The following is a 21,542-nucleotide window of genomic DNA, read 5'->3' as shown; positions in this document are numbered from 1 at the left end:
CAGGTGGCAGGCGCTACTTCTTCAGCGTGCCCAGCCCCAGCGGTCCCGCGATCTCCTCCGCCATGACCCGGCCCGCCTCCTCCGCGAGGTCGTCCTCGGCCAGGTCCTCGTCCGTGTCGAGGCCGTCCAGGGCCGCCAGCGGCTGGTCGAGACGTACGTGCGCGACGAGCGACTGCAGCGCCCGCAGGGTCGCCGAGGCCGTCGGGCCCCAGTTGGAGAAGTAGGAGAACTGCCACCACCACAGCGCCTCGCTCACGCGCCCGGCCCGGTAGTGGGCCAGACCGTGCCGCAGATCGGTGACGATATCGGCGAGGTTGTCGGAGATCCGGGCCGGAACCGGCGCCTTGCGCGGCTCGTACGGGTCGAAGACCTCCGAGAAGACGTCCACCGGGTCCAGCATGACGGCGAACCGCTCGCGCAGGTCGTCCACGTCCGGCTCCGGGCCCGTGTCGGTCTCGTACCGCTCGTCCGGGACGATGTCCTCGTGCGCGCCCAGCCGGCCGCCGGCGAGCAGCAGCTGGGAGATCTCCAGGAGCAGGAAGGGCACCGCGCTGTCGGGCTCGTCGCCCTTCGCCACTTCCGTGGTGGCCACGATGAAGGACTCGATCGAGTCGGCGATCTGGACCGCGAAGTCGTCCGGATCCTGCGTGATCGCGTGCAGTGTGGCGTCAGACATCGCGAGTGCCTCCTTCGGCGCGGGCGCGCGAACCCTGTCGTCATACATCTAGCAGTCGCCGCCCCTCGAAGGCACGCCCCAGCGTGACCTCGTCGGCGTACTCCAGATCGCCGCCGACCGGCAGCCCGCTCGCCAGACGCGTGACCTTGAGGCCCATGGGCTTGATCATCCGCGCCAGGTACGTCGCGGTGGCCTCGCCCTCCAGGTTGGGGTCGGTCGCGAGGATCAGCTCGGTGACCGTCCCGTCCGCGAGCCGCGCGAGCAGCTCACGGATGCGCAGGTCGTCCGGGCCGACGCCCTCGATCGGGCTGATCGCGCCGCCGAGCACGTGATAGCGCCCGCGGAACTCGCGCGTCCGCTCGATCGCCACGACGTCCTTCGGCTCCTCGACGACACAGATGACCGACAGGTCCCGGCGAGGGTCGCGGCAGATGTTGCACTGCTCCTGCTGCGCCACATTGCCGCAGACCGCGCAGAACCTGACCTTCTCCTTGACCTCCAGGAGCGCGTGCGCGAGACGGCGTACGTCGGTCGGCTCGGCCTGGAGGATGTGGAAGGCGATCCGCTGCGCGCTCTTGGGACCGACGCCGGGCAGCCTGCCCAGCTCGTCGATGAGGTCCTGAACCACGCCTTCGTACAACGGAACGCCCTTCTGAGAAGTGCTTGATTCTTACGGTAGTGGCTGCCGGGGCACCTTAGAAGCCCGGGCGCGGAAGCGGCTCAGAAGCCGAGGCCCGGCATTCCGCCCAGGCCCTGGGTCAGCGGGCCCAGCTTGGCCTGCTGAAGCTGCTGTGCGTTGTCGTTGGCGGCCTGGACTGCGGCCACGATGAGGTCGGCCAGCGTCTCGGTGTCCTCGGGGTCCACGGCCTTGGGGTCGATCACCAGGCCGCGCAGCTCGCCGGAGCCGGTGACCGTCGCCGTCACCAGGCCACCGCCCGCCTGGCCCTCGACCTCGGTCGCGGCGAGCTCCTCCTGGGCACGCGCGAGATCCTGCTGCATCTTCTGGGCCTGCTGGAGGAGCTGCTGCATATTGGGCTGGCCACCACCGGGAATCACGGTCACTCCTGGCATTTCGACGGTATACGGATGACATCCGGACGACTGATGTGACGACTGACGTTCGGTACGGCCGAGCCTACGTGGTCCATGCCCGGCCTGCCGCCACAACTCTTTCGAGTGAGAAACTGCGGGCTCCTCTACCTGATCAACACCCCCTTGTGGGCGGAAATCCCGGGGTTCCGGGCCCACAGCCCACCATTCGGCGGTAGGAAGGGCAGGCACCACGTGCACCGCACGTCACAGAAGGACACGAGCGCCGAGCTGAACAGAGGAGTGCCCCGGTGAGCCAGCAGCCGGAGATGCAGCCGCCGCAGCAGCCGCCGGGGCAGCCGGGACAGCCCGGGGGGCCCGCCGCGAGCCGCGATCTGACCGGGACGCCGTTCCCGCTCGGCGACTGGGGCGAGCCTGCGGAGCGTCTGGACGAGCTCTACCGCTGGGTCGAGTCGAATGCTCTGCGCACGGCGGAGTGGTATCTGTCGGACCGGGTCTGGAAGCGCCGCTGCGCCCGGATCCTGCGGGTCGGCACGGCGCTGGGTGTCATCGCGGGCGCGGCGCTGCCGCTGCTCGACGTCACCGACATGGCGGACGGGGCGGCGGGCTGGGGGTATCTGTCGCTGCTGCTCGGCGCGGCCTGCCTGGTCTGCGACCGGTACTTCGGTCTGACCTCAGGCTGGATAAGGGACGTGGCGACGGCCCAGGCGGTGCAGCGCAGGCTGCAGGCTCTGCAGTTCGACTGGGCGTCGGAGAGCGTGCGGGAGGTCCTGGGGCCCACGGAGGGGACCGCCAGCGAGGCGGCGGAGCGCTGCCTCGGGGTGCTGCGGCGGTTCTCGGAGGACGTGACGGAGCTCGTACGGGCGGAGACGGCGGACTGGATGATCGAGTTCCGTTCGGGCCCCGCGCCGCTGGCCCTCCAGTCGGTGGGTGCCGGCGCGGCCCGCCCTGAGGGCTCCCACCCCTCGTCCCGCTTTCCCCTCCCCCCGGGCACCCGCCCGAACATGCCGCGCCAGCGGCCGCCGGAGCCGCGCTGACCGGCAGCACACGCGAGAAGGGCGCCCCTCGCCATGAGGGGCGCCCTTCTCATCGGTCGGATGTCTGCCGGGCTCAGCTCAGGATGATCATCGAGCCCTGTCCGAGGCTCCGCGTCGCCGCCGCGTGCAACCCGAGCCACACATGGCGCTCGCGCGCGAACGGACTGTCGTCGTACGCGATGGCTCCCGCCGGCTCCTCGAGCGCGGTCGGGCGCTCCGGCGGGAGCGGGGCGGCCGGCGGGTTGGCCGGGTCGATCCCGATCGCCGGGGCGACGAACTCCAGCTCCCGCAGCAGGCCGTGCGAGGACCCCAGCGGGCCGCCGCCCTCCAGGAGCTCGTCGTTGGAGAGCGGGGCCGGGAAGTCCACGGGGACGTACGCGCCGGCGTGGTCGTAGTGCCAGACCAGATGGGACTGTTGTGCGGTCGCCTCGAACATCTCGAGGAGCTGCTCGTAGTCACCGCCGAGCTCGTCGACCGGTTCGACGGCGAGACCGCACATCAGCAGCAGATAGGCGCGGCGGAGGAAGTGCAGGGCCTCGTAGTCGAATCCGGCGACGGGCGCCACGTCGCCCGAGAGTCCCGGCATGTAGGCGAAGACGGGAACGGTGGGCAGACCGGACGCGGTCAGAGCCTTGTCGTAGGCGGCGATCTCTTCGGCGAAGGGATTGTCGGGGCTGTGACACAGCACGTCGACAAGAGGGACCAGCCACAGGTCACAGGCCAAGGGAGGCTCTCTCTCCGTCAGTTGCAGGGACGGCCAGGGTAGTCGGCGCGGTCCGTGCCGCACACCCGCTGGTGACCTGCCCTTCGGCACTCCCGTCGACACCCTCGCACCGCCGTCACTCCGAGAGTCGCTCCAGGCGGTCCGCCCACGCCAGGGACTGGCTGTTGTACGCCTGGACGACCGCGACGGCCGCCTCGGCGTCCCCGAGCGTGAGCGCGTCGACGAGGTCGACGTGCCCGCTCCACAGCCAGCCGAGGACATCGCGGTCGGACCGTAGATACGGCACGGAGAACACCCACGCCTGGACCCGCAGCCGGTGCAGGAAGTCGGCGATGTAGTCGTTGTTGGAGACCAGCCGGGCCAGTTCGCGCCAGTAGCGGATGTCGTACCCGATGAGGATGTCCAGGTCGCCCGCGCGGGCCGCCCGCGCCGCCGCCTCGCCCCGGCGCCGTACCGAGACGAGCGCGACCCCGCGGGAGACGTCGGGCTCGGCGGGCGGCACGGGGGTGGGTGTGTGGCGGCGGAAGATGCCGTCCACGACGAGCATCCGGGCCTCGACCATCCCGCGGTAGTCGTCCACCGTGAACTGGTGCACCCGGAAGCCGCGGTGCTGGTCGGAGTCGAGGAGCCCCTGCGCGGAGAGGTCGACGAGGGCTTCGCGTACGGGCGTCGCCGACACCCCGTACTGCTCGGCGATCTGCTTGACGGTGAATTCCTCGCCGGGCTGCAAACGCCCAGCGAGCACCTCGTCACGGAGCGCGTCCGCGATCTGCCGCCGCAGGGTGTTGCGGGTGACAGCTCCGCTCGCGGGCATCTTGGTCGGCCCCCTCCGTCCGGCTTCGCACACCCTAGACCAGACGGAGGGAAGCCTCCGTGACGCCGGTTACGCGACGTTTGCGCCACCGGCCGCGCACCCGGCGGCGCGCGCTACGCGGTGTGCTCGTCGGCCACGCTCAGGGCCGCGTCGAGGGCGGCGAGGCCCTCCTTGGCCTCGGCCTCGGAGACGTTGCAGGCGGGGACGGCGTGGGTGCGGTTCATGTTGATGAAGGGCCACAGGCCGTGCTTCTTGGCCTCCGCGCCGAAGGCCGCCATGGGGGCGTTGGCCGCGCCCGTCGCGTTGTACGGGACGAGCGGCTCGCGGGTCTCCTTGTTCTTGACCAGGTCGAGCGCCCAGAACGTACCCATGCCGCGCACCTCGCCGACCGACGGGTGGCGCTCGGCGAGCTCGCGCAGGCCGGGGCCGAGGACGGTCTCGCCGATGTGGGCGGAGTGCTCGACGACCTTCTCGTCCTCCATGACCTGGATGGTGGCCACGGCGGCGGCGCAGGCGAGCGGGTGACCGGAGTAGGTCAGTCCGCCCGGGTAGGGCCGCTTGTCGAAGGTCGCGGCGATCTCGGCGCTGATGGCGACGCCGCCGAGGGGCACGTAGCCGGAGTTCACGCCCTTGGCGAAGGTCATCAGGTCGGGCACGACGCCGAAGTGCTCGGCGGCGAACCACTTGCCGGTGCGGCCGAAGCCGGCCATGACCTCGTCGAGGACGAAGACGATGCCGTACTTGTCGCAGATCTCGCGGACGCCGGCGAGGTAGCCGGGCGGCGGGGTCATGATGCCGGCGGTGCCGGGGACCGTCTCCAGGATGATCGCGGCGATGGTCGCCGGACCCTCGAAGGCGATGGTGTCCTCCAGGTGGGCGAGAGCGCGCTCGCACTCCTGCTGCTCGTTCTCGGCGTAGAACGGCGAGCGGTAGAGGAACGGCGCCCAGAAGCGCACGACGCCGGCGGAGCCGGTGTCGGAGGCCCAGCGGCGCGGGTCGCCGGTGAGGTTGATCGCGGTGGAGGTGGCGCCGTGGTACGACCGGAAGGCGGAGAGCACCTTGTGGCGGCCCGTGTGCAGACGGGCCATCCGTACGGCGTTCTCGACGGCCTCGGCGCCGCCGTTGGTGAAGAAGATCTTGTCCAGGTCGCCGGGGGTGCGCTCGGCGATGAGGCGTGCGGCCTCGGAGCGTACGTCGATGGCGAAGGCGGGCGCGAAGGTGGTGAGCTTCGCGGCCTGCTCCTGGATGGCGGCGACCACGCGCGGGTGCTGGTAGCCGATGTTGGTGTAGACGAGGCCGCTGGTGAAGTCGAGGTAGCGGTTGCCGTCGTAGTCCCAGAAGTACGAACCCTCGGCACCGGCGACGGCGAGCGGGTCGATCAGGCCCTGGGCGGACCAGGAGTGGAACACATGCGCACGGTCGGCGGCCTTCACGGCCGCGCCGGCCTGGGGGTCGGGTTCGACATGAGGGGTCATATGCCAAGGGTAAGGACGCGCAGGTCGGAGCGGCCATGACCATCTTGTCCACCGAGACCGCGGGCGACACGACACGTTGCCGCGCCCCCTTCCGCGCGGACTGCGCCCGCCCGCTCTCTGCGTGCCCGGCCCGACCCATCATTGACAGCATCCTGTCGATATGACAGCCTTCTGTCATACAAGGAACGGCATCGACACGAACGCTGGAGGCCCAGAAATGCCCCGCACCGTCCACCTCGCCGTGTACGACACCCTCGCCGACTGGGAGACCGGCCACGCCACCGCCTGGCTCGCCCGCTCCGGCTTCACCGTCAGCACCGTCGGCCCCGTCGCCGACAAGCCCGTCACCACCATCGGCGGCACGCGGATCGTCCCCGACCTCTCCCTCGAGGATCTCCGCCCGGAGGACAGCGCGCTCCTGCTCCTCCCCGGCGCCGACCTCTGGGACACGAGCGACGACCTCGCCCCCTTCGCGGCGGCGGCCCGCCGCTTCCTCGACGCCGGCGTCCCCGTCGCCGCCATCTGCGGCGCCACCGCCGGACTGGCCCGCGAGGGCCTCCTCGACGACCGCGCGCACACCAGCGCGATCTCGTTCTACCTGGCCGCGACCGGCTACAAGGGCGGCGAGCACTACATCGACGCCGACGCGGTCACGGACAAGGGCGTCGACGGCGTCGGCGACCTGATCACCGCCGGACCGACCGAGCCGGTCGCCTTCGCCCGCGAGGTGCTCGGGAACATGGGCGCCTTCGACGGCACCAGGCTGGACGCCTGGTACCGCCTCTTCCACGACTCCGACCCGGCGGCCTACGAAGAGCTCAACGCGGACGAAGAGGCCTCGTGAGCCGGGAGCAGCAGGACGCCCTCGCCCGCACCGCGCTGAGCGTCTTCCGGCTCAACGGCCAGTTCCTCGCCGCCTCGGAGGAACTGGCCCGTCCCGTCGGCCTCACCGCCGCCTGGTGGCAGGTCCTCGGAGCCGTACTCCGCACCCCGCAGCCCGTCGCGGGCATCGCCCGCACCATGGGCATCACCCGCCAGAGCGTCCAGCGGATCGCGGACCTCCTGGTGGAGCGGGGCCTCGCCGTGTACGAGCCCAATCCGGCCCACCGCCGCGCGAAGCTCCTGTCGCCGACCCCGGAAGGGCTGGCGGCCGTCGAGCGGCTCGACCCCGGCCACGCCGACCTCGCGGCCCGACTCGCCGGCGCCCTCGGCGGCCAGGCGGAGTTCGACGAGACCGTACGGGTCCTGGAGCGGCTCTCCAGGGCGCTGGAAGCGGTCACCGAGGCGGATCCTGCTCCCCCGGTCGGAACATGGCCCCCTGCACGTACTCCATCGCCCGAGTGAAGACGGGGTCCGTCATCCGGCGGCCCATCTCCTCCTCGTCGACGTCCTCGATGTGGGTCTGGATCCACCAGAGATTCCCGAACGGATCGCGGACCCGGCCGACCTTGTCGCCGAAGAAGAGGTGGGTCACCTCCGTGACGGACGTACCGCCCGCCGCGACGGCCTGCCGGTGCGTGGCCTCCGCGTCCTCCACGTACAGCCGGATGAACGCGGGCGTCGCCTCCCAGCCCGGCGGGCTGTCGAAGGCCATCAGCCGGCCGTTCCCGATCCTGAGCTCGGCGTGCCCGATCTTCCCGTCGTCCATGACGACGCGGCCCAGGTCCTCGGCCCCGAAGGCGCGCTCCAGGTAGTCGATGAGCCCGGCGGTGTCATGGCCGATGACCCAAGGGGTGACCGTGGTGTACCCCTCGGGAATCGGCTGGACCTGACGCTGATCCTGCTTGTTCTCGCTCATGCCCCGAAGGTAGGACGCAACGAGGCCGGATCCTGTCCTAGTACCCCCAGCCGAACCTTGGGTTCCTGACCCGGGACGATGCCGAGCGACTGGAGTCAGTCCCTGGGATCCGCGCGCAGCGCCCGCTCCAGCAGCCTGGGAAGCGGGCGTCGGTTCGCCGTGCTGCGCGCGGGGCGGGCCTCGTCCGTGTCCTCGTCGACGACGAGGAACTCGCCTGTAATGGACTGCCGACTTTCGCCCAATCGGTGACCAATCTTTGATCCTCGGCGAGTAGCTTTCCATTGCGCGCATTCTCGGGCGTGCTCTTAGTACACTCCCGAGAGTTACTGGTGCGGCGCCGATGATTGGGCACGAATTGACCGTCGAGGCTAGTGCAAAAACCGGACAGGCAGTTCTGCAGGAAACGCGGCGGAGCATTCTGGTTCGACGCGTCATCTTGTCGTATCGACGCGCCAGACTAGCCATCATCTGCTACCTGGCATGCAAGGTCCTAGGTGTCGCCTGGATTGCGATGCAATCCAGCGAGAGTAACAAGTCGCTTGCCACAATGCTGGGTTATGTGTGGGATGCGCAGTGGTACCTGGGCATTGCGCAGAATGGGTACGGGCAGGCAGAACTGATCCCCGGATACGGCGGTGGCCCGGCCGGCAGATGGCAGGACCTCGCGTTCTTTCCGTTGTATCCGGGTGTCGTGCGCGCGGTCAGCGAACTGCTGCCGATGACGATCGTCGGTACCGCACTGCTGATCACATTCGTGTCCTCCTGTGTCGCCGCATGGGGGATCCATGCTCTCGGAACAGTCCTGCACGGCAAGCGCGTCGGGCTCCTGCTCGTCATCCTGTGGGGTCTGCTGCCGCAGGCATTCATCCAGTCCATGGCATACCCGGAGGCAATGTTCACCGCGCTGTGCGCCTGGGCGCTGTATGCCCTGGTGACGCAGCGTCTGATCACGGCGTCCCTCCTTGCCGTGGCTGCGGGCCTGACCCGCCCGTTGGGCGTCGCAGTAGTGGCTGCTGTCGTCATTACGGCGGTGCTCGCTTCTCCGCGCGGGCGTCGAACGCTCTCCGCGATCCTCATCGCGCCACTGGGATTGCTCAGCTACTTCGTGTGGGCCGCAGTGTGTACCGGGCGACCGCTGGGCTACTTCGATGTACAGCGCGACTGGAAGACGCACGTCGACTTCGGCCAGTCAGTGATCGCGGCCACAAACAGGGTGGCCGCCGGCCACGTGAGCGCGGTGGAGCAAACCTCCGTGCTCATCGTGATCGCAGGCCTCGTACTCCTGTGGGCCCTCCTGAGCTCGCGTCCGCCGACAGCCGTAATCGTCTTCACCTTGATCCTGGTAGCCGTAGCTGTGGGCGTGAGCGGCTTCATTCAGATCAAGCCCCGCTTTCTGCTGCCCGGATTCACACTACTGCTGCCCGCGGCCACCTCTCTGGCCAAGGCCAAGCCGATCACACTAGTCATGACGCTCGCCGTACTGGCGTTTATTTCTTTCACGTACGGGGCCTACTTCGTCACCTCCGGATATACGCCGTAGCGCACTTTCGGGAACGACGCCGGAGCGTGGCCTGGGGCGGAGCCTGCAGATGCGCGCGCTACAGCGGAACGCAGCGAGGAGGTGCCTCCGTCGGCACGAACCCGCAGCGAGATCCGCTTCTGAAACGCCCTAGTTCGCCAGCATTTCGGTGACCGCACTGCGCAGCAGCAGAGGATGTACGAACCTCCCCGGCCCGGTCGGCGGAAATCGCCAGGCCAGCGGCCAGGTCCGCCCCGTCAACGCCGGCACGGGTACGTAACTCGCATGGGCGGGCCCGGCATTGAGTCGGGTCACACCGCGCGGCCAGGACCGTCGTGCGGTCGTACCGGCCGGAACGAGGAAGTAGACGCCCCGCCGGCCGTTGGCCTCGGTGACGACCGGGCCGGGGTCGCCGCCCGTGAGTTCTTCCATCCAGTCGGCGAGCCGACGGCCGTCTCCGCCGTCGACACGGACGGCGTCGAATTGCACGCCGGCCTTGCGGAGTTGGAATCCGGCAACTGGAATCCAATCCAGGTTTACCTGTCGATTCTCTGCATTCACGAGGACATGTTCCCGCGTCGGGGCTAGCGTTTTCCACGACTGAGGAGGGCGCGTCGGCAACCCCTTGACCTGCGCCAACGCGCCTTACAGGCAGTCGAATTCGGCGGGGAGCAGTTGAGGCCGGTTGAGATCGGTTGAGTCCGGATGGGGACAGTAATGGCGCGTGCGGAGAACAAGGAAACGGCGGGTCCTGCGGCGCGGATGGCGGCCGCGGTGGCGAAGAGATTGCGGCTGAAGAAAGGCTGGACGCAGGAGCAGTTGGGGGCGCGAATGGGATACACCGGCGCGGCGATCAGCGCCATGGAGTGTCTTTCGCAACCGGTGAGCGACGAGATGCTGGTGAAGCTGGAGGAGGTACTGGGGGACGGGACGGGGATCTTCGAGGAGATGCGGGAGCTGGTGCGGCTGGAGAAGTTGCCGGAGCAGTTCCGGGGCTATGCGCCGATCGAGCAGAAGGCGGTGAGCCTGTGTCTGTACGCCAGCCATGTCGTGCACGGGCTCTTCCAGACGGAGGCGTACGCACGGGCGCTGATCGCGGGTGGTTATCCCGAACAGACGGAGGAGCGGGTCGAGGAACTGGTCGAGGCGCGGATTGCGCGCAAGGCGCTGTTCGGCCGGAAGGTGCCGTGCCAGATCGAGTTGATCCTCGACGAGTCGGTACTGCTTCGGACGATCGGCAGCGAGGAGATCATGCGGGAGCAGCTGCTGTACTTGGCAGAGTGCGCCAGGCGGCGGAGCATGAACCTCCAGATCCTGCCACTGAACGCCGGGCTCGGCGGTGAGTACGCAGGTGCGCGTGGCCCTCTGGAGATCGTCGAGACCCCGGAGCACGACCACCTGACCTTCCTGGAGATCCAGAGCGAGAGCCTGTTGATCACCGACCGGGGAAAGGTAAGTACGCACACTCGGCGGTATGCGAGGATCCGAGCACAGGCCCTGGACCCCCGCGAGTCACTGGGCCTCATCGAGCGGTTGGCGGGAGTACAGAGATGAACGACACCCTGCACTGGTTCAAGTCCAGCTACAGCGACGACGGCGGCGGAAGCTGCATCGAGGTCGCCTTCGACTGGCGCAAGTCGTCCTACAGCGACAGCGGCGGCGGCAACTGCGTCGAGGTCGCCACCTGCCCCCACTCCGTCCACCTCCGCGACTCCAAGGTCCCCGACGGTCCCACCTTCGTCGTCGCTCCGGCCTCGTGGTCCGCGTTCCTGGCCGCCTGCCAGGGCTGACGTCGTCCCGGCTCCGTCCGGGACCTGTCCGGGACCCGTCCCGGACGCGTCCCGGACGGGAACGGCCTTGAGCGGTCGCTCGGCGGGCGACAAGAGTTGCGCTCTGTCAGGGCCTCGGCATCCACCGGGGCCCCACTCGCGACAGAGGAGCCTTCATGCGCATCCGTATGCTCGCAGCGGCGGGAGTCCTCGCCGGCGCCGCGCTGACCGCGACCACCGTGGTCCCCGCACAGGCGACCCCCGCACCGGCACCGGCCCAGGCGTCCGCCGGGTGGGCGATGTCGATCGGCGGGCCCATCAGGTCCTGTGACGCGGCGAGTTGCCGCGTGGTCTACCAGACGTCGTACGGCGAGGACGTGTACTGGACGACCAGCAGGATCAACTCGGCGGGCAACCGCTGGTACAGGGTGACGTCCCCGGCGTCCGGCTGGATCTACTGCGGGAACATCAGCGCCCCCTGCTGATGGCGACACCATGACCTGACATGACAACGATTCCCGGGGCCCTGTCGGGCGTCCCGGGAATCGTTGTCATGCGCGTACGGAACTCAGCAGTACAGGTTCGCGCCGGTCGGCACTCCGAGGATCTGCGTGAACTGCTGGTACTTGCTCACGCGGCTCTGGACCTGCGCCGGGTTCTTGCCGTCGCACTCCAGCGAGCCGTTGATCGAGCGGATCGTCTGGCCGAAGCCCGCGCCGTTGACCATGGCGTTGTGGCCGGTCATCGTGCCGGGGCCGTTCTGGGTGTTCCAGTACCAGAGGCCGGTCTTCCAGGCGATGGGCGCCTCGCGCTCGACGCGGTACGGGTTGTTGAGCAGGTCGATGCCCAGGGCGTCACCCGCGGCCTTGTAGTTGAAGTTCCAGGAGAGCTGGATGGGGCCGCGGCCGTAGTAGGCGGCCTGGCCGGCGGGGCAGCCGTAGGGCTGGCTGCTGTCGCAGTAGTGCGGGTAGTTGGCGGTGTTCTGCTCGACGATGTGGACCAGACCGCCGGTCTCATGGCTGACGTTGGCGAGGAAGGCGGCGGCCTCCTGCTTCTTCACCGTGTCGTTTCCGGTGTTGGCGAAGCCGGGGTAGGCGCTGAGGGCGGCCGTGAGACCGCTGTACGTGTAGAAGGAGTTCCGGCTCGGGAACATCTGGTTGAACTGGGCCTCGGAGACGACGAATCCGGAGGGGTTCGGGGTCGTACCGCCGCCGCCACAGGAACCCTCGTCGCGCCAGACGTCGGACGAGCCGGGGCGTTCGTTCTGGGTCCACCACTTGGCGTACCAGTTGTGGCCGTTGTACGAGGCGGTCATGCCGCCGGTGTACACGCTGCCGGAGTTCCAGGCGGCCACGCAGGCGGGCGCCGCGCCCGCGCTGGATGCCGGGATGAACACGGCCAGTCCGACGGCCGTACAGAGTGCGGACAGGAGGATGAGCAGACGTCGCTTCATGCGCTCGCCTTTCCGTGGGGGAAGGCCAGCGAAGCGTCTTTGGTCTGGACCTGTCAAGGTCTAGACCATCACTTGTGACAATCGGCGGGTCGAACGCTCGACGGCCGGGCTCAGCGGTTGAGGACGCGCTCCAACAGGCTTGTCAGCAGCTCGCGTTCGAGCTTCGACAGGGGTTCCATCAGCTCGTCCTGGACTCCGGCGAACACCTCGTCCAGGCGCTCCAGATGACTACCGCCCTGCGCGGTCAGGGTGATGACGTTGCGTCGGCGGTCCTCGGGGTCGGGGGTGCGCTCGACGTGTCCGCGTTCGGCGAGTTCGTTGATGACGGCGACGAGGTCGCTGCGGTAGATGCCGGTGCGGCGGCTCAGGCCGGCCTGGCTGGTCGGGCCGTACTCGTCGAGCGAGGCGAGCACCGCGTAATGCCACTTACGGGCGTCCTCCCCCGCGAGCCCCTCGCTGATCAGGCGGTCCGCGCGGGCGGCGGTCAGGGCCAGCAGGCGGCTGGGCAGACCGCGGAGGCGGGCCGGGGTCTGGCGCTCATCCATCTCGGAGGCATCGCCTCCGCTGTCCGTCGTCATGCCCGCAGATTACCCCTTGCGTTAGTCGTCCGAACGATGTAGCTTCGTTAGCGTCATAAACGTTAGAGCAATGAACGTTAGAGGAGTGAACGGATCATGGCGACGATCAATGTCCTCGACTCGACGATGTACTACGAGGAGTCGGGCGCAGTCGGCACCACCGGCAGCGCTGCCGGTGGTGCCGCCCCGCTCGTCTTCCTGCACGGCAACCCCACCTCCTCCCACCTGTGGCGCCATGTCCTCCCGGCCGTCGGCGGCGGGCGGCGGCTGCTCGCTCCGGACCTGATCGGGATGGGGCGGTCGGGCAAGCCGGACCTCGACTACACGTACGCGGACCAGGCGCGGTATCTGGACGCCTGGTTCGAGGCGCTCGGGCTCGACGAGGTCGTGCTGGTGGGAATCGACTGGGGCGGGTCGCTGGCCTTCGACTGGGCCGCCCGGCACCCGGAGAAGGTGCGGGGTGTGGCGTTCATGGAGACGATCCTGCGGCCGATGAGCTGGGAGGAGTTCCCGGAGAAGGCGCGGGACCGGTTCAAGGCGTTCAAGACGCCCGGGGTCGGCGAGGAGCTGGTCCTGGAGAAGAACCTCTTCATCGAGGACTCCTTCACGCAGACCGTGCTCACCGGTCTGAGCGAGGAGGACCTCGACGTCTACCGGGCGCCGTACCCGACGCCCGAGTCCCGCCGGCCGATGCTCGAATGGCCGCGCGCGATGCCGCTGGACGGCGAGCCGGCCGAAGTCGTCTCCCGCATCGAGGCGTACGACACGTGGCTGGCGGACAGCACGGACGTGCCGAAGCTCCTCCTGACCTTCGACGGCTCACCGACCCTGATGGTCGACCCGCCAATGGCGGCCTGGTGCGAGGCGCACATAGCCGCGCTGGAGACCACCCACTGCGGCCCGGCCGGCCACCAGGCCCCGGAGGACCGCCCGAAGGAGATCGCGGCCGCGATCACGGACTGGGCGGACCGCCATGGACTGGGGCTGTAACGCACGAGGCTCCCGGAACACGGCGGCCGACCGCGGGAGCAGCGCGGTGACCGGCCGCGGGAGCGGCGCGGTCGCCCACGCTGGGACCGGCCGTTGGACCGGCGTGGTCGCCGACCCAGGGAGCAGCACCGTGACCGGCCGTCCGACCGGCGAGGCCGCCGACCCCGGGAGCGGCGTCGTGGCTGGCCGCGCGAGCGGCCGATGCCGCGCCCGGCTGGGGCTGCCCTGCGCCGAGCGTCGGTCGTGTCGGCGCCCCCGTGCCTCAGATCATCAGGATCATGCGGCCCGGCCGGTGCCCCGCCTCCGCCCTGCGGTGAGCCTCCGCGACCTCCTCCAGCGGCATCACGTCGGCCACTCGGGTGATGACCTCCCGAGCCGCCACCTTCTCCAGGGTCTCCTTCAGCCGTGCGGCGTCCGGCTTCCCCCGGACGGTCTCGACGCGGATGTTCCGTTCGGTGGCCGGTGTCCGGTTGGCGGCGAGCGCGACGAAGGCGCCGCCGTCCTTCACCACCGGAAGAACCGGAGCAGCGTGGAGCGCCCCGTCGAAGACCGCGTCGACCCCCTCCGGGACGAAGTCCAGCACCTTCCGGACCACGTCCTCGGGTGTGCCGCGGGTGATGCTGTGCTCCGCACCGAGGACCTTCAGTTCGTGCTCGTCGCCTTCGTGGGCGATGGCCACCACCCGCAGTCCTGCCGCCGCTGCGTACTGGAGCGCGAGGCGGCCGACCACCCCGCTCGCGCCGGTGACGACCAGCGTCGACCCCGCCGGGAGCGCGAGCCGGTCGAGGCTCTGCTGGGCGGTGGCAGAGGCCAGCGGGAGGGAGGCGGCCACTGTGTAGTCCACGTCGTCCGGGATCGGGGCCACCCACTCCGGGGCGACCCGTACGACCTCGGCGTACGTGCCCTCGCCCGTCAGCTCCTCCCACCAGGGCACGAACCCGGCCACGCGGGTCCCGGCCGCCATGCCCGGCACAGGATCGAGAAGCTTGCCCGCGAAGTCCGTCCCGAGGACGAACGGGGGCTTGAGGTCGCCGACCTCGTCGGCGTACACGCCGGCGCGGATCCGCAGGTCCGCCTGGTTCACACCGGCCGCCTTCAGGCGCACCCGTACCCGCCCCGGGACGTCTCCGGCCTCGGGCTCGGGCCGGCGGGCCATCCTCAGGACCTCAGGGCCACCGTAGGCGGTCACTTCGACGACACGCATGGGGTTCCTCTCCGACAGGCCCCCTCGTGGCCATTACACCCACGGTCCTCACCCCCGGCAACACATGCTCCGCCAACCCGTGCGGCCCCGCGACCGCCGCTGAACGAAGGGGGAACTCCACGTGGCGGGATGCGACCTCCCCCGCGGAACCGCACACGCGTCCGTACCGTCTCGCTCGTGGACTGGCTTACCGCTGAGAACGTCATCGCCGTGGTCACCGCGCTCCTCGGTGTCCTCGTCTCCGCCGGCGTGGTCGCGTACGAGCGCTTCCTCCAGCGGGGCAGGAGGCTCGGCTACCGCGTGCAGCTCAACACCCCGCTCCGCGACGCGGGCGAGACCGCCGGCGACCTGACCCTGTGGGACGGCGACATCGGCGACTCCAACGGGTCCACGCTCGTGCTGCTCCGGATCGAGAACGACGGCCTGCGGGACATCACCCACGGCGAATACACCCAGGGGGACGACACCGGAGGGCTGAAGGTCACCTTCGGCGACCGGCTCGTGCGGGCCGTCGTCGCGACGATCCCGCGCGCCTTCGAGCCGGTGAAGATCGACATGGCCGCCGGTCTCGGGCTGCGCAAGCACGAGAACTCCGTCCTGATCCCCAAGGTCTCGCTCGAACGGAAGCAGTACTTCAAGCTGCTCGTCCTGCTCTCCGGCAGCGTGGTCGAAGGCGCGATCCGGATCAACGGCTTCCATGAGACGGTCGAGGTCCACCACAACAAGAGCATGAGCGTCGACGACCGCAGACCGACGTTCAGCCCCGCCGCCCGGAACATCACCCTCGTCCTCGCCGCCTGTGTGCTCGCCCTCGCCACGATCATCGTCCGCAGCGAGACCCCGCCCCCGATCGGCTGCGCCCGGGGCACGCTCACGGTCACCGGCTCGACCGCGTTCGCCCCGGTGGTGCGGGAGCTGGCGAAGAAGTACGAGAAGGACTGCGAGGGCGCCACGGTCGTGGTGGACGCACACGGTTCGACGGCCGGCATCAGGGAGCTGGCGACGGTCGGCGCCGAGGGCGGCTCCAAGGGCTCCCCTGCCGTCATCGCCCTCTCCGACGGGCGCAAGCCCGGCGGTTATCCGCAGCTGCGAGAAAGCATGGTCGCCGTCTCCCTGTTCACGCTCGTCCTGAACGACGAGATACCGGTCACGAACCTCACCATCGACGAGGTCCGCCGCCTGTACCGGGGCGAGATCACCAACTGGAACCAGGTCCCCGGCGGGCCGGACCGTCCGGTCCTGCTGGTCAGCAGGGGCGCCAACTCCGGTACGCGTGAGGTCTTCCAGCGCCGCGTCCTCGGCCGCAACGAGCCCGCGAACTCCTCGCTCGACTGCGTGTCCAAGGACGACCCGGGGGCACCGGTCGTCCGCTGCGAACTCGACACCACGGACCAGGTGGTGTCGACCGTCGCCAAGCTCCCGGGTGCCATCGGCTACACCGAACTCCGCTCCGGTGCCGGGCTGAAGGGCCTGCACCGGGTGTCGATCGACAACCGTGTGCCGAACGTCGACGAGATCGGCGAGTCGACGTACCCGTACCGGGAGATCGAGTACGCCTACACCTGGGGAGAGCCGCCGGCCGACTCGCTGACCTCCAGCTTCCTCACCTACCTGAGCCGCGGCAGCGGCCAGGACGTGATCCGCACCCACGGGCACCTGCCGTGCGCGACACCCAAGGGCCTGCGGATCTGCGGTGAAGGGTGACAACGGGAGGGAGAACCGGCGGGACCGGTCTGGCATCCTCTTTCGACGTGGAGCCTTTGAACACGGAAGACCCGGTCAGCATCGGCCCGTTCCGCCTGCTCGGCCGACTTGGCGTGGGTGGGATGGGTCGGGTGTTCCTGGCGCGTTCGGCCGGCGGCAGGACGGTCGCGGTGAAGGTCGTACACACCGAGCTGGCCGCGCAGGACGAGTTCCGGCGCCGGTTCGCCCGTGAGGTCGCCGCCCTGGAGCGGGTCGGCGGCACGGGCACGACCCCGGTCCTCGGTTCGGACACGGCCGCCGAAGCCCCCTGGGTGGCCATCGGCTACGTACCGGGGCCGTCGCTGCGGACCGTGGTGGGCGACGAGTTCGGGCCGCTGCCGCCTACGACCGTACGGTCCCTGGCGTCCGGGCTCGCGCGGGCGCTCACCCATGTGCACACCGCCGGGCTCGTCCACCGCGATCTGAAGCCCTCGAACGTGCTGCTCACCGTCGACGGCCCGCAGATCATCGACTTCGGCATCGCCCGCGCCGTCGACACGATCACCGACGGCGGACTGACCAGCACCGGAGCGGTGGTCGGCTCCCCCGGCTTCATGTCCCCCGAGCAGGTGCGCGGCGAGAAACTGACCCCGGCATCGGACATCTTCTGCCTCGGCTCGGTCCTCGTGTACGCAGCGACGGGCCGCTCCCCGTTCGGTACGGCGGACAGCGGCGTCCACGCCACGATGTTCCGCATCGCCCACGACGAGCCCGATCTGACCGACGTCCCGCCCGAGCTCTCCGGCCTGGTGCGGGCCTGCCTGGCCAAGGACCCGGCTGCCCGGCCCTCGGCCACCGAACTGGTGGAGACGATCACCGTCGCCGACCCGTGGCTGCCGGCGGAGGTACTGGCCCGCCTCGGCCGCCACGCCGCCCGGGTCCTGGAGGCCGAGGCGGAGTCGACCACCACCGACGGCACCCCGGCCCGCCCGGACGACCCCACACCGCCTCCCGCCCCGAAGGCGCCCGGAAAGCGGCGGCGCACCAGCCTGACCGCCGCCGCGACGGCCCTCGTGCTCGCCGCGGCGGCCACGCTCACGTACGTCTTCTGGCCCGACCCGGACAAGGGCATGGACGAGCAGAAGAACCAGGCACACGGGAAGACCGGCGACGTGTCCGCCCGCCCGGCGGGGATCGTGCCGGCGGCGTTCCTCGGTGCGTGGGAGGGCGTCCAGCGCGGCTCGGCCGACCACCCCAGGGCGACCATGCGGATCGAGATCGGCCAGGGCGCCACGGGCGCCAAGACCGCCGTCTACGTCCAGGTGAACGAGGATCAGCTGTGCATGGGCCGCTCCCGGCTCGTCTCCGCCGACGAGGACAAGGTGGTCCTCGGCGAATCCGACGTCACCACGAGCGTTCCCGCCCAGCGCTGCACGCCCGCCGCCCACCAGACCCTCACCCTGCGCTCCCCCGAGGTCCTGGAGTGGACCTCAGGCGCCGCGAAGACCACCTTCCGCAAGGCCAAGACCGGCACGAACATCGTGCCGACGCAGTTCCTCGGCCGGTGGAAGATGGAGAACGACCCGCTGATCTTCGGTGAGAACGTCGACCGCTACAGCGACGAGGTGACCATCACCCAGGGCCCTGTCGGCGCCACCGTCTTCCGCCGTGTGCACGTCTACCCACGCACCGACGACGAGGGCAACCCGACCCCCGACTCGGTCGCCTGCACCTTCACCGCGATCCTCGCCGGCTCAGGAACGCCCCTGATCATCGGCCCGGGAACGTCGGACCCGGACGCCTCCGACCGCGACTGCGAGCGGGCCGACATCTCCGGCTATCTGTCGATCGTCCCCTTCAAGGGACGGGAGAGGCTGCTGGTCTTCCCGATGCTGGACGGGGAGCCTGGCGAGTACTACCGCAACTAGGGCCTGTGCGAGGTCGGATGACGACCTCGCACATGCCCTGGGGGCCGGCCCGACTGCGCCATCCTCAGGGGCGCATGCCGATGGTCGTCACGGGCGGGGTGGGCTTGGGTGTGGGTGTGGGCTTCGGGGTCGGCGTCGGGGTGACTGCCGGAGCGGGGGTGCCGGACGTTGCGGGGGTCGCGGCCGGAGCAGGCTTGGCCGGAGCCGGCGTGGCAGCCGGAGCGGGCTTGGCCGGGCTCGGGCTGGCGCTGGCGCTCGGTTCCGGGCCGTCACCGGGGGCGGCCATCGGGATCCGCGGACCGGCGGCCTGGGCCTGGGCGTGCGCGGGAGTCTCCTTCGGCCTCGAGTCCGGCCTTGAGTCCGGCCTCGGGGTCGGGATCGGCTTCGCCGTCGGTGACGCCGTCGGTGTCGCCGCCGCCGTCACCGTCGGCTTCGCGGTCGGTGTCGGCTTCGCGGTCGGTGTCGGCGTCGGCTTGGGCTGGGTGACCTCCGCGTGTTCGATCGCGAACGCCTCGGTCGTCCCCGAGATGTCGAAGCTGTCGAAGAACCCCGCAAGCGCGTACACACAGTCGCGCTTCGCGTTCCGGGGACACGGCGCCGCGGCCGCGCCCATCTCCCGGTGGGGCGTCGGCATCGAGGGCAGCGACACCCAGGTGTTGGCCACCGGGCTGTACGCGTCCATCGTGTCCGAAGTCGTGAAGGTCTCGTCCATCCCACCCATGGCGTACACGCAGCCGTTGCTCAGGCCCTCCGGGCAGGGCGCGTAAGCCGCCCCGGGCCCGTCTTCGCGGCCGGTCGGCATGTCCGGCAGGTACGTCCAGGCGTTGAGGACGGGGCTGTACACCTCTGCCGAGAACAGAGCGCTGCCGGCGCTGTTCCCCCCGCCCAGGGCGTACACGCACGTGCCCTTCAGCCCCAGCCCCGTGGGGCAGGGCCCGGCCGCGCCGCCGTGGGCGAGCCGGGCGGTCTGCAGCGGAGTCACGGTGGCCCAGGTGTTCGTTTCCGGACTGTAGGCCTCCACCGTGGTGAGGGCGGGGTTGACGAGGTCGTTGCCGCCGAAGACGTAGACGCACGTCCCCCGCAGCCCCAGCCCCTCGGCGCACGGCGCGGTGGCGGACGCGGCGGCGGTGCGGGCGGTCGGCATGTCCGGCAGAGTCAGCCAGGTGTTGGTGTCCGTGCTGTAGGCCTCCGCCGTCGCCAGGACCGGGCTGCTGATGGTCCTTCCCCCGACGGCGTACACACAGTCCCCTCGCACCCCTTCGGGGCAGGGAGCGGTCGACGATGTGACCGAAAGGCGAGGGGTCTTCATCTGCGGCAGTGTGGCCCACGCGTTGGTGCTGGGGCTGTACGCCTCGAACGGGGCGATGCCCTGTCCGCCTACTCCGCCGATGGCGTACACGCAGGTGTCGAGCAGGCCCTCCGGACAGTGCGCCGCCGTGGACGCGAGGGCGGTACGGTCGGTCGGCATCGACGGCACCGTCACCCACACGCCCTGGGCAGTCGCGGAGCCGGCCGCCATCGCCAGCAGTGGGGCGAGCGCCAGCACCGCCAGCCGTCGCCGGCCCCGTCTCCGTGGTGGCGGGTGCCCCTTTGGGTCACTGTGCGGTGTGCGTCTCATGGGAACCTCTCTTCATCTGCGGGGCCGGGCATCCTGTCGGAAGACATGACTATGTGACAGTTGCCACGGGGATGCCCGAATCCCGCAGGCGCGCCCTGACGTCACCCGTGCAGATGACCCGGCTGGGCCACGGGGTCCAATCGTCAGGGCGCGTCGGACGAGAGGTCGTCCCTAGAGCAGCGCGATCACGCGCTCGACCGCCGCGACGAGCGGAGCACCGATCGCGCCCGCCGCCCCGGCGATCTCCGCGATCCGGTCCAGCGCCCGGCGCCGCTCCTCCGGCTCGGCGGCCGGACCGGCGGCGATGGCCGGCAGGGTGGCGTCGAGGGACTGTGCCGTTCCGGCGGGCACGTTGCCGCGCAGCTCCACGAGCAGGCGGAGCAGCTCCTGCACGGCGGCCTCCATGGCGGGAGAGGTGGCCTGGGCGCCGACCGTCCCCGACTGGTGGTTCACCATGCCGGTGTTGTTCGTCCCGTCGTGCATGTTGACGGTGTTGCCGTAGAAGTAGTTGTCGCCGCTCATCCGTTGGACATCCCCACGTTGCCACTGCCGCCGTACATGTTCACGGCGTTGCCGAAGTAGTAGTTGCTGGGGTTGCTGATCGTCAGCCGCTCCACGCGCACGCTGAGTTCCGTGTCCGGGTTCTCTATGGCATACGCGACCTGGTGAACGAGCTGGTTCAGATGGTCGGGTCGCCCGGTGACCAGGGCGGTCGACTGCCCGTTCGACTCAACGGCCATCACGAAGTGGGAAGACGCGGTCACCACCGTGAGCATGTCCACGAGGAAGTAGATCAGTCCGCCCACACTGATCACCCAGACGAACTGGAGGGTGCCGCCGAACGCCCCCTCCTCCCGGGAGAGGAACGAAGCGATACCGCCGAACAGGGTGAACGCCATCGCCATCAGGAGCGTGATCGCCGTGCGCTTGAGAAATTGCAGCACGGCTTCCTTGCGGCGGGGATGGAGCACGAACGTGTAGACGCGAGCGACGTTCTGGAGCGGATAGACCGCCCCGCCCACCCACAGCAGCCGCCTCGTTACGGTCAGATCGAGGGAGCCCGGAAGCCCGGCCGCCGAGGCCGGAGGGGGCCCCGGCGGACGCTGCGGAACCGGCGAACTCGACGACGAAGGCGGACCATTCGGCGGCTCCGGCACCGTCGACCGCTGGGGTTCCGGTGGTTGTTGAGGCGTCGGTGACTCTGTCGCTTCCATGATTCCCCCTGA

At 69.9% G+C, this 21,542-nt stretch carries 24 protein-coding genes; 10 read left to right on the top strand and 14 right to left on the bottom strand.

The window, feature by feature from the left end:
* Positions 1-13: 13 nt before the first annotated feature.
* The 3 genes from ACZ561_RS22970 to ACZ561_RS22960 all read right to left on the bottom strand — a co-directional run bounded on the left by ACZ561_RS22970 (position 14) and on the right by ACZ561_RS22960 (position 1,732).
* Positions 14-676 (bottom strand): DUF5063 domain-containing protein, encoded by a 663-nt coding sequence (locus ACZ561_RS22970; RefSeq protein ID WP_376434812.1) that lies wholly within the window; start codon positions 674-676, stop codon positions 14-16.
* A 40-nt stretch (positions 677-716) separates the two neighbouring features.
* On the bottom strand, positions 717-1,316 hold the full coding sequence (gene recR / locus ACZ561_RS22965; protein WP_356888252.1) for a recombination mediator RecR: 600 nt from the start codon (positions 1,314-1,316) through the stop codon (positions 717-719).
* A gap of 80 nt (positions 1,317-1,396) precedes the next feature.
* On the bottom strand, positions 1,397-1,732 hold the full coding sequence (locus ACZ561_RS22960; protein WP_470998577.1) for a YbaB/EbfC family nucleoid-associated protein: 336 nt from the start codon (positions 1,730-1,732) through the stop codon (positions 1,397-1,399).
* A 302-nt stretch (positions 1,733-2,034) separates the two neighbouring features.
* Here ACZ561_RS22960 and ACZ561_RS22955 point away from each other — a divergent pair, with 302 nt between their 5' ends.
* Positions 2,035-2,763: an SLATT domain-containing protein gene (locus tag ACZ561_RS22955; protein WP_376434960.1), complete on the top strand. Its 729-nt coding sequence runs from the start codon at positions 2,035-2,037 to the stop codon at positions 2,761-2,763.
* A gap of 73 nt (positions 2,764-2,836) precedes the next feature.
* Here the strand turns inward: ACZ561_RS22955 and ACZ561_RS22950 are convergent, their stop codons facing one another.
* The 3 genes from ACZ561_RS22950 to ACZ561_RS22940 form a co-directional block, all read right to left on the bottom strand.
* Positions 2,837-3,487, bottom strand: a complete 651-nt coding sequence (locus ACZ561_RS22950) for a hypothetical protein (RefSeq protein WP_362363170.1) — start codon at positions 3,485-3,487, stop codon at positions 2,837-2,839.
* Positions 3,488-3,602: 115 nt separating this feature from the next.
* Complete coding sequence (locus ACZ561_RS22945) at positions 3,603-4,301, bottom strand: GntR family transcriptional regulator (protein ID WP_470998028.1); 699 nt, start codon at positions 4,299-4,301, stop codon at positions 3,603-3,605.
* Between the two features lie 113 nt (positions 4,302-4,414).
* Positions 4,415-5,776 carry an aminotransferase class III-fold pyridoxal phosphate-dependent enzyme gene (locus tag ACZ561_RS22940; RefSeq protein ID WP_470998025.1) on the bottom strand — a complete coding sequence of 454 codons (1,362 nt, stop codon included), beginning with the start codon at positions 5,774-5,776 and terminating at the stop codon, positions 4,415-4,417.
* 217 nt (positions 5,777-5,993) lie between these two features.
* Here ACZ561_RS22940 and ACZ561_RS22935 point away from each other — a divergent pair, with 217 nt between their 5' ends.
* Positions 5,994-6,620: a DJ-1/PfpI family protein gene (locus ACZ561_RS22935; protein WP_470998023.1), complete on the top strand. Its 627-nt coding sequence runs from the start codon at positions 5,994-5,996 to the stop codon at positions 6,618-6,620.
* Positions 6,617-7,120: a MarR family winged helix-turn-helix transcriptional regulator gene (locus tag ACZ561_RS22930; RefSeq protein WP_470998020.1), complete on the top strand. Its 504-nt coding sequence runs from the start codon at positions 6,617-6,619 to the stop codon at positions 7,118-7,120. Before ACZ561_RS22935 ends, ACZ561_RS22930 begins: the two co-directional genes overlap by 4 nt.
* Here the strand turns inward: ACZ561_RS22930 and ACZ561_RS22925 are convergent.
* Entirely contained in the window at positions 7,053-7,574 is a 522-nt protein-coding gene (locus ACZ561_RS22925; protein WP_470998017.1) for a VOC family protein, read from the bottom strand. The two genes, ACZ561_RS22930 and ACZ561_RS22925, sit on opposite strands and share 68 nt — an antisense overlap.
* Positions 7,575-7,914: 340 nt before the next feature.
* Here ACZ561_RS22925 and ACZ561_RS22920 point away from each other — a divergent pair, with 340 nt between their 5' ends.
* Entirely contained in the window at positions 7,915-9,114 is a 1,200-nt protein-coding gene (locus ACZ561_RS22920) for a hypothetical protein (RefSeq protein WP_470998015.1), read from the top strand.
* Between the two features lie 129 nt (positions 9,115-9,243).
* Here the strand turns inward: ACZ561_RS22920 and ACZ561_RS22915 are convergent, their stop codons facing one another.
* Complete coding sequence (locus tag ACZ561_RS22915) at positions 9,244-9,654, bottom strand: hypothetical protein (protein WP_470998012.1); 411 nt, start codon at positions 9,652-9,654, stop codon at positions 9,244-9,246.
* Between the two features lie 156 nt (positions 9,655-9,810).
* On the opposite strand from ACZ561_RS22915, the gene ACZ561_RS22910 reads away from it, so the two are divergent.
* From ACZ561_RS22910 to ACZ561_RS22900, 3 genes are all read left to right on the top strand, one after another.
* Positions 9,811-10,647 carry a helix-turn-helix domain-containing protein gene (locus tag ACZ561_RS22910; protein ID WP_470998009.1) on the top strand — a complete coding sequence of 279 codons (837 nt, stop codon included), beginning with the start codon at positions 9,811-9,813 and terminating at the stop codon, positions 10,645-10,647.
* A complete protein-coding gene (locus ACZ561_RS22905; RefSeq protein ID WP_470998006.1) occupies positions 10,644-10,883 on the top strand; it encodes a DUF397 domain-containing protein in 240 nt (79 codons plus the stop codon). The genes ACZ561_RS22910 and ACZ561_RS22905 overlap by 4 nt, the downstream gene beginning before the upstream one ends.
* A 155-nt stretch (positions 10,884-11,038) precedes the next feature.
* Complete coding sequence (locus ACZ561_RS22900) at positions 11,039-11,347, top strand: hypothetical protein (protein ID WP_470998003.1); 309 nt, start codon at positions 11,039-11,041, stop codon at positions 11,345-11,347.
* 83 nt (positions 11,348-11,430) lie between these two features.
* Here ACZ561_RS22900 and ACZ561_RS22895 read toward each other — a convergent pair whose 3' ends face one another.
* Together ACZ561_RS22895 and ACZ561_RS22890 are read right to left on the bottom strand one after the other, a co-directional pair.
* The gene (locus tag ACZ561_RS22895; protein WP_470998000.1) at positions 11,431-12,315 is read right to left on the bottom strand and encodes a glycoside hydrolase family 19 protein; all 885 of its coding nucleotides are present in this window, start codon (positions 12,313-12,315) and stop codon (positions 11,431-11,433) included.
* Between the two features lie 110 nt (positions 12,316-12,425).
* Positions 12,426-12,893, bottom strand: coding sequence for a MarR family winged helix-turn-helix transcriptional regulator (locus ACZ561_RS22890; RefSeq protein WP_470997997.1), 468 nt, complete (start codon positions 12,891-12,893; stop codon positions 12,426-12,428).
* A gap of 96 nt (positions 12,894-12,989) precedes the next feature.
* Between ACZ561_RS22890 and ACZ561_RS22885 the strand changes: the two genes are divergently transcribed.
* Positions 12,990-13,883, top strand: a complete 894-nt coding sequence (locus ACZ561_RS22885; protein ID WP_470997994.1) for a haloalkane dehalogenase — start codon at positions 12,990-12,992, stop codon at positions 13,881-13,883.
* Between the two features lie 262 nt (positions 13,884-14,145).
* Here the strand turns inward: ACZ561_RS22885 and ACZ561_RS22880 are convergent, their stop codons facing one another.
* Positions 14,146-15,087, bottom strand: a complete 942-nt coding sequence (locus ACZ561_RS22880) for an NADP-dependent oxidoreductase (protein ID WP_470997991.1) — start codon at positions 15,085-15,087, stop codon at positions 14,146-14,148.
* A 177-nt stretch (positions 15,088-15,264) separates the two neighbouring features.
* On the opposite strand from ACZ561_RS22880, the gene ACZ561_RS22875 reads away from it, so the two are divergent.
* Positions 15,265-16,791, top strand: coding sequence for a PstS family phosphate ABC transporter substrate-binding protein (locus ACZ561_RS22875; protein ID WP_470997988.1), 1,527 nt, complete (start codon positions 15,265-15,267; stop codon positions 16,789-16,791).
* A 47-nt stretch (positions 16,792-16,838) separates the two neighbouring features.
* Positions 16,839-18,698, top strand: coding sequence for a serine/threonine-protein kinase (locus ACZ561_RS22870; RefSeq protein WP_470997985.1), 1,860 nt, complete (start codon positions 16,839-16,841; stop codon positions 18,696-18,698).
* Between the two features lie 64 nt (positions 18,699-18,762).
* Here the strand turns inward: ACZ561_RS22870 and ACZ561_RS22865 are convergent, their stop codons facing one another.
* From ACZ561_RS22865 to ACZ561_RS22855, 3 genes are all read right to left on the bottom strand, one after another.
* Entirely contained in the window at positions 18,763-20,166 is a 1,404-nt protein-coding gene (locus ACZ561_RS22865; RefSeq protein ID WP_470997982.1) for a Kelch repeat-containing protein, read from the bottom strand.
* Between the two features lie 321 nt (positions 20,167-20,487).
* Entirely contained in the window at positions 20,488-20,838 is a 351-nt protein-coding gene (locus tag ACZ561_RS22860; RefSeq protein ID WP_376434849.1) for a hypothetical protein, read from the bottom strand.
* On the bottom strand, positions 20,835-21,473 hold the full coding sequence (locus ACZ561_RS22855) for a DUF6232 family protein (RefSeq protein WP_470998573.1): 639 nt from the start codon (positions 21,471-21,473) through the stop codon (positions 20,835-20,837). Before ACZ561_RS22855 ends, ACZ561_RS22860 begins: the two co-directional genes overlap by 4 nt.
* Positions 21,474-21,542: the final 69 nt, after the last annotated feature.

The organism is Streptomyces sp. NPDC039609, assembly GCF_055596705.1.
Note: the sequence above shows the minus strand (reverse complement) of the source record. Positions and strands in the feature narration are given on the sequence as shown.

Coding starts and splice junctions, on each gene's coding strand:
- ACZ561_RS22925 (WP_470998017.1), bottom strand. CDS start 7,574: ATGAGCGAGAACAAGCAGGATCAGCGTCAGGTCCAGCCGATTCCCGAG.
- ACZ561_RS22860 (WP_376434849.1), bottom strand. CDS start 20,838: ATGAGCGGCGACAACTACTTCTACGGCAACACCGTCAACATGCACGAC.
- ACZ561_RS22865 (WP_470997982.1), bottom strand. CDS start 20,166: ATGCCGACCGACCGTACCGCCCTCGCGTCCACGGCGGCGCACTGTCCG.
- ACZ561_RS22910 (WP_470998009.1), top strand. CDS start 9,811: ATGGCGCGTGCGGAGAACAAGGAAACGGCGGGTCCTGCGGCGCGGATG.
- ACZ561_RS22880 (WP_470997991.1), bottom strand. CDS start 15,087: ATGCGTGTCGTCGAAGTGACCGCCTACGGTGGCCCTGAGGTCCTGAGG.
- ACZ561_RS22935 (WP_470998023.1), top strand. CDS start 5,994: ATGCCCCGCACCGTCCACCTCGCCGTGTACGACACCCTCGCCGACTGG.
- ACZ561_RS22945 (WP_470998028.1), bottom strand. CDS start 4,301: ATGCCCGCGAGCGGAGCTGTCACCCGCAACACCCTGCGGCGGCAGATC.
- ACZ561_RS22895 (WP_470998000.1), bottom strand. CDS start 12,315: ATGAAGCGACGTCTGCTCATCCTCCTGTCCGCACTCTGTACGGCCGTC.
- ACZ561_RS22970 (WP_376434812.1), bottom strand. CDS start 676: ATGTCTGACGCCACACTGCACGCGATCACGCAGGATCCGGACGACTTC.
- ACZ561_RS22955 (WP_376434960.1), top strand. CDS start 2,035: ATGCAGCCGCCGCAGCAGCCGCCGGGGCAGCCGGGACAGCCCGGGGGG.
- ACZ561_RS22890 (WP_470997997.1), bottom strand. CDS start 12,893: ATGACGACGGACAGCGGAGGCGATGCCTCCGAGATGGATGAGCGCCAG.
- ACZ561_RS22905 (WP_470998006.1), top strand. CDS start 10,644: ATGAACGACACCCTGCACTGGTTCAAGTCCAGCTACAGCGACGACGGC.
- ACZ561_RS22940 (WP_470998025.1), bottom strand. CDS start 5,776: ATGACCCCTCATGTCGAACCCGACCCCCAGGCCGGCGCGGCCGTGAAG.
- ACZ561_RS22885 (WP_470997994.1), top strand. CDS start 12,990: ATGGCGACGATCAATGTCCTCGACTCGACGATGTACTACGAGGAGTCG.
- ACZ561_RS22900 (WP_470998003.1), top strand. CDS start 11,039: ATGCGCATCCGTATGCTCGCAGCGGCGGGAGTCCTCGCCGGCGCCGCG.
- ACZ561_RS22920 (WP_470998015.1), top strand. CDS start 7,915: ATGATTGGGCACGAATTGACCGTCGAGGCTAGTGCAAAAACCGGACAG.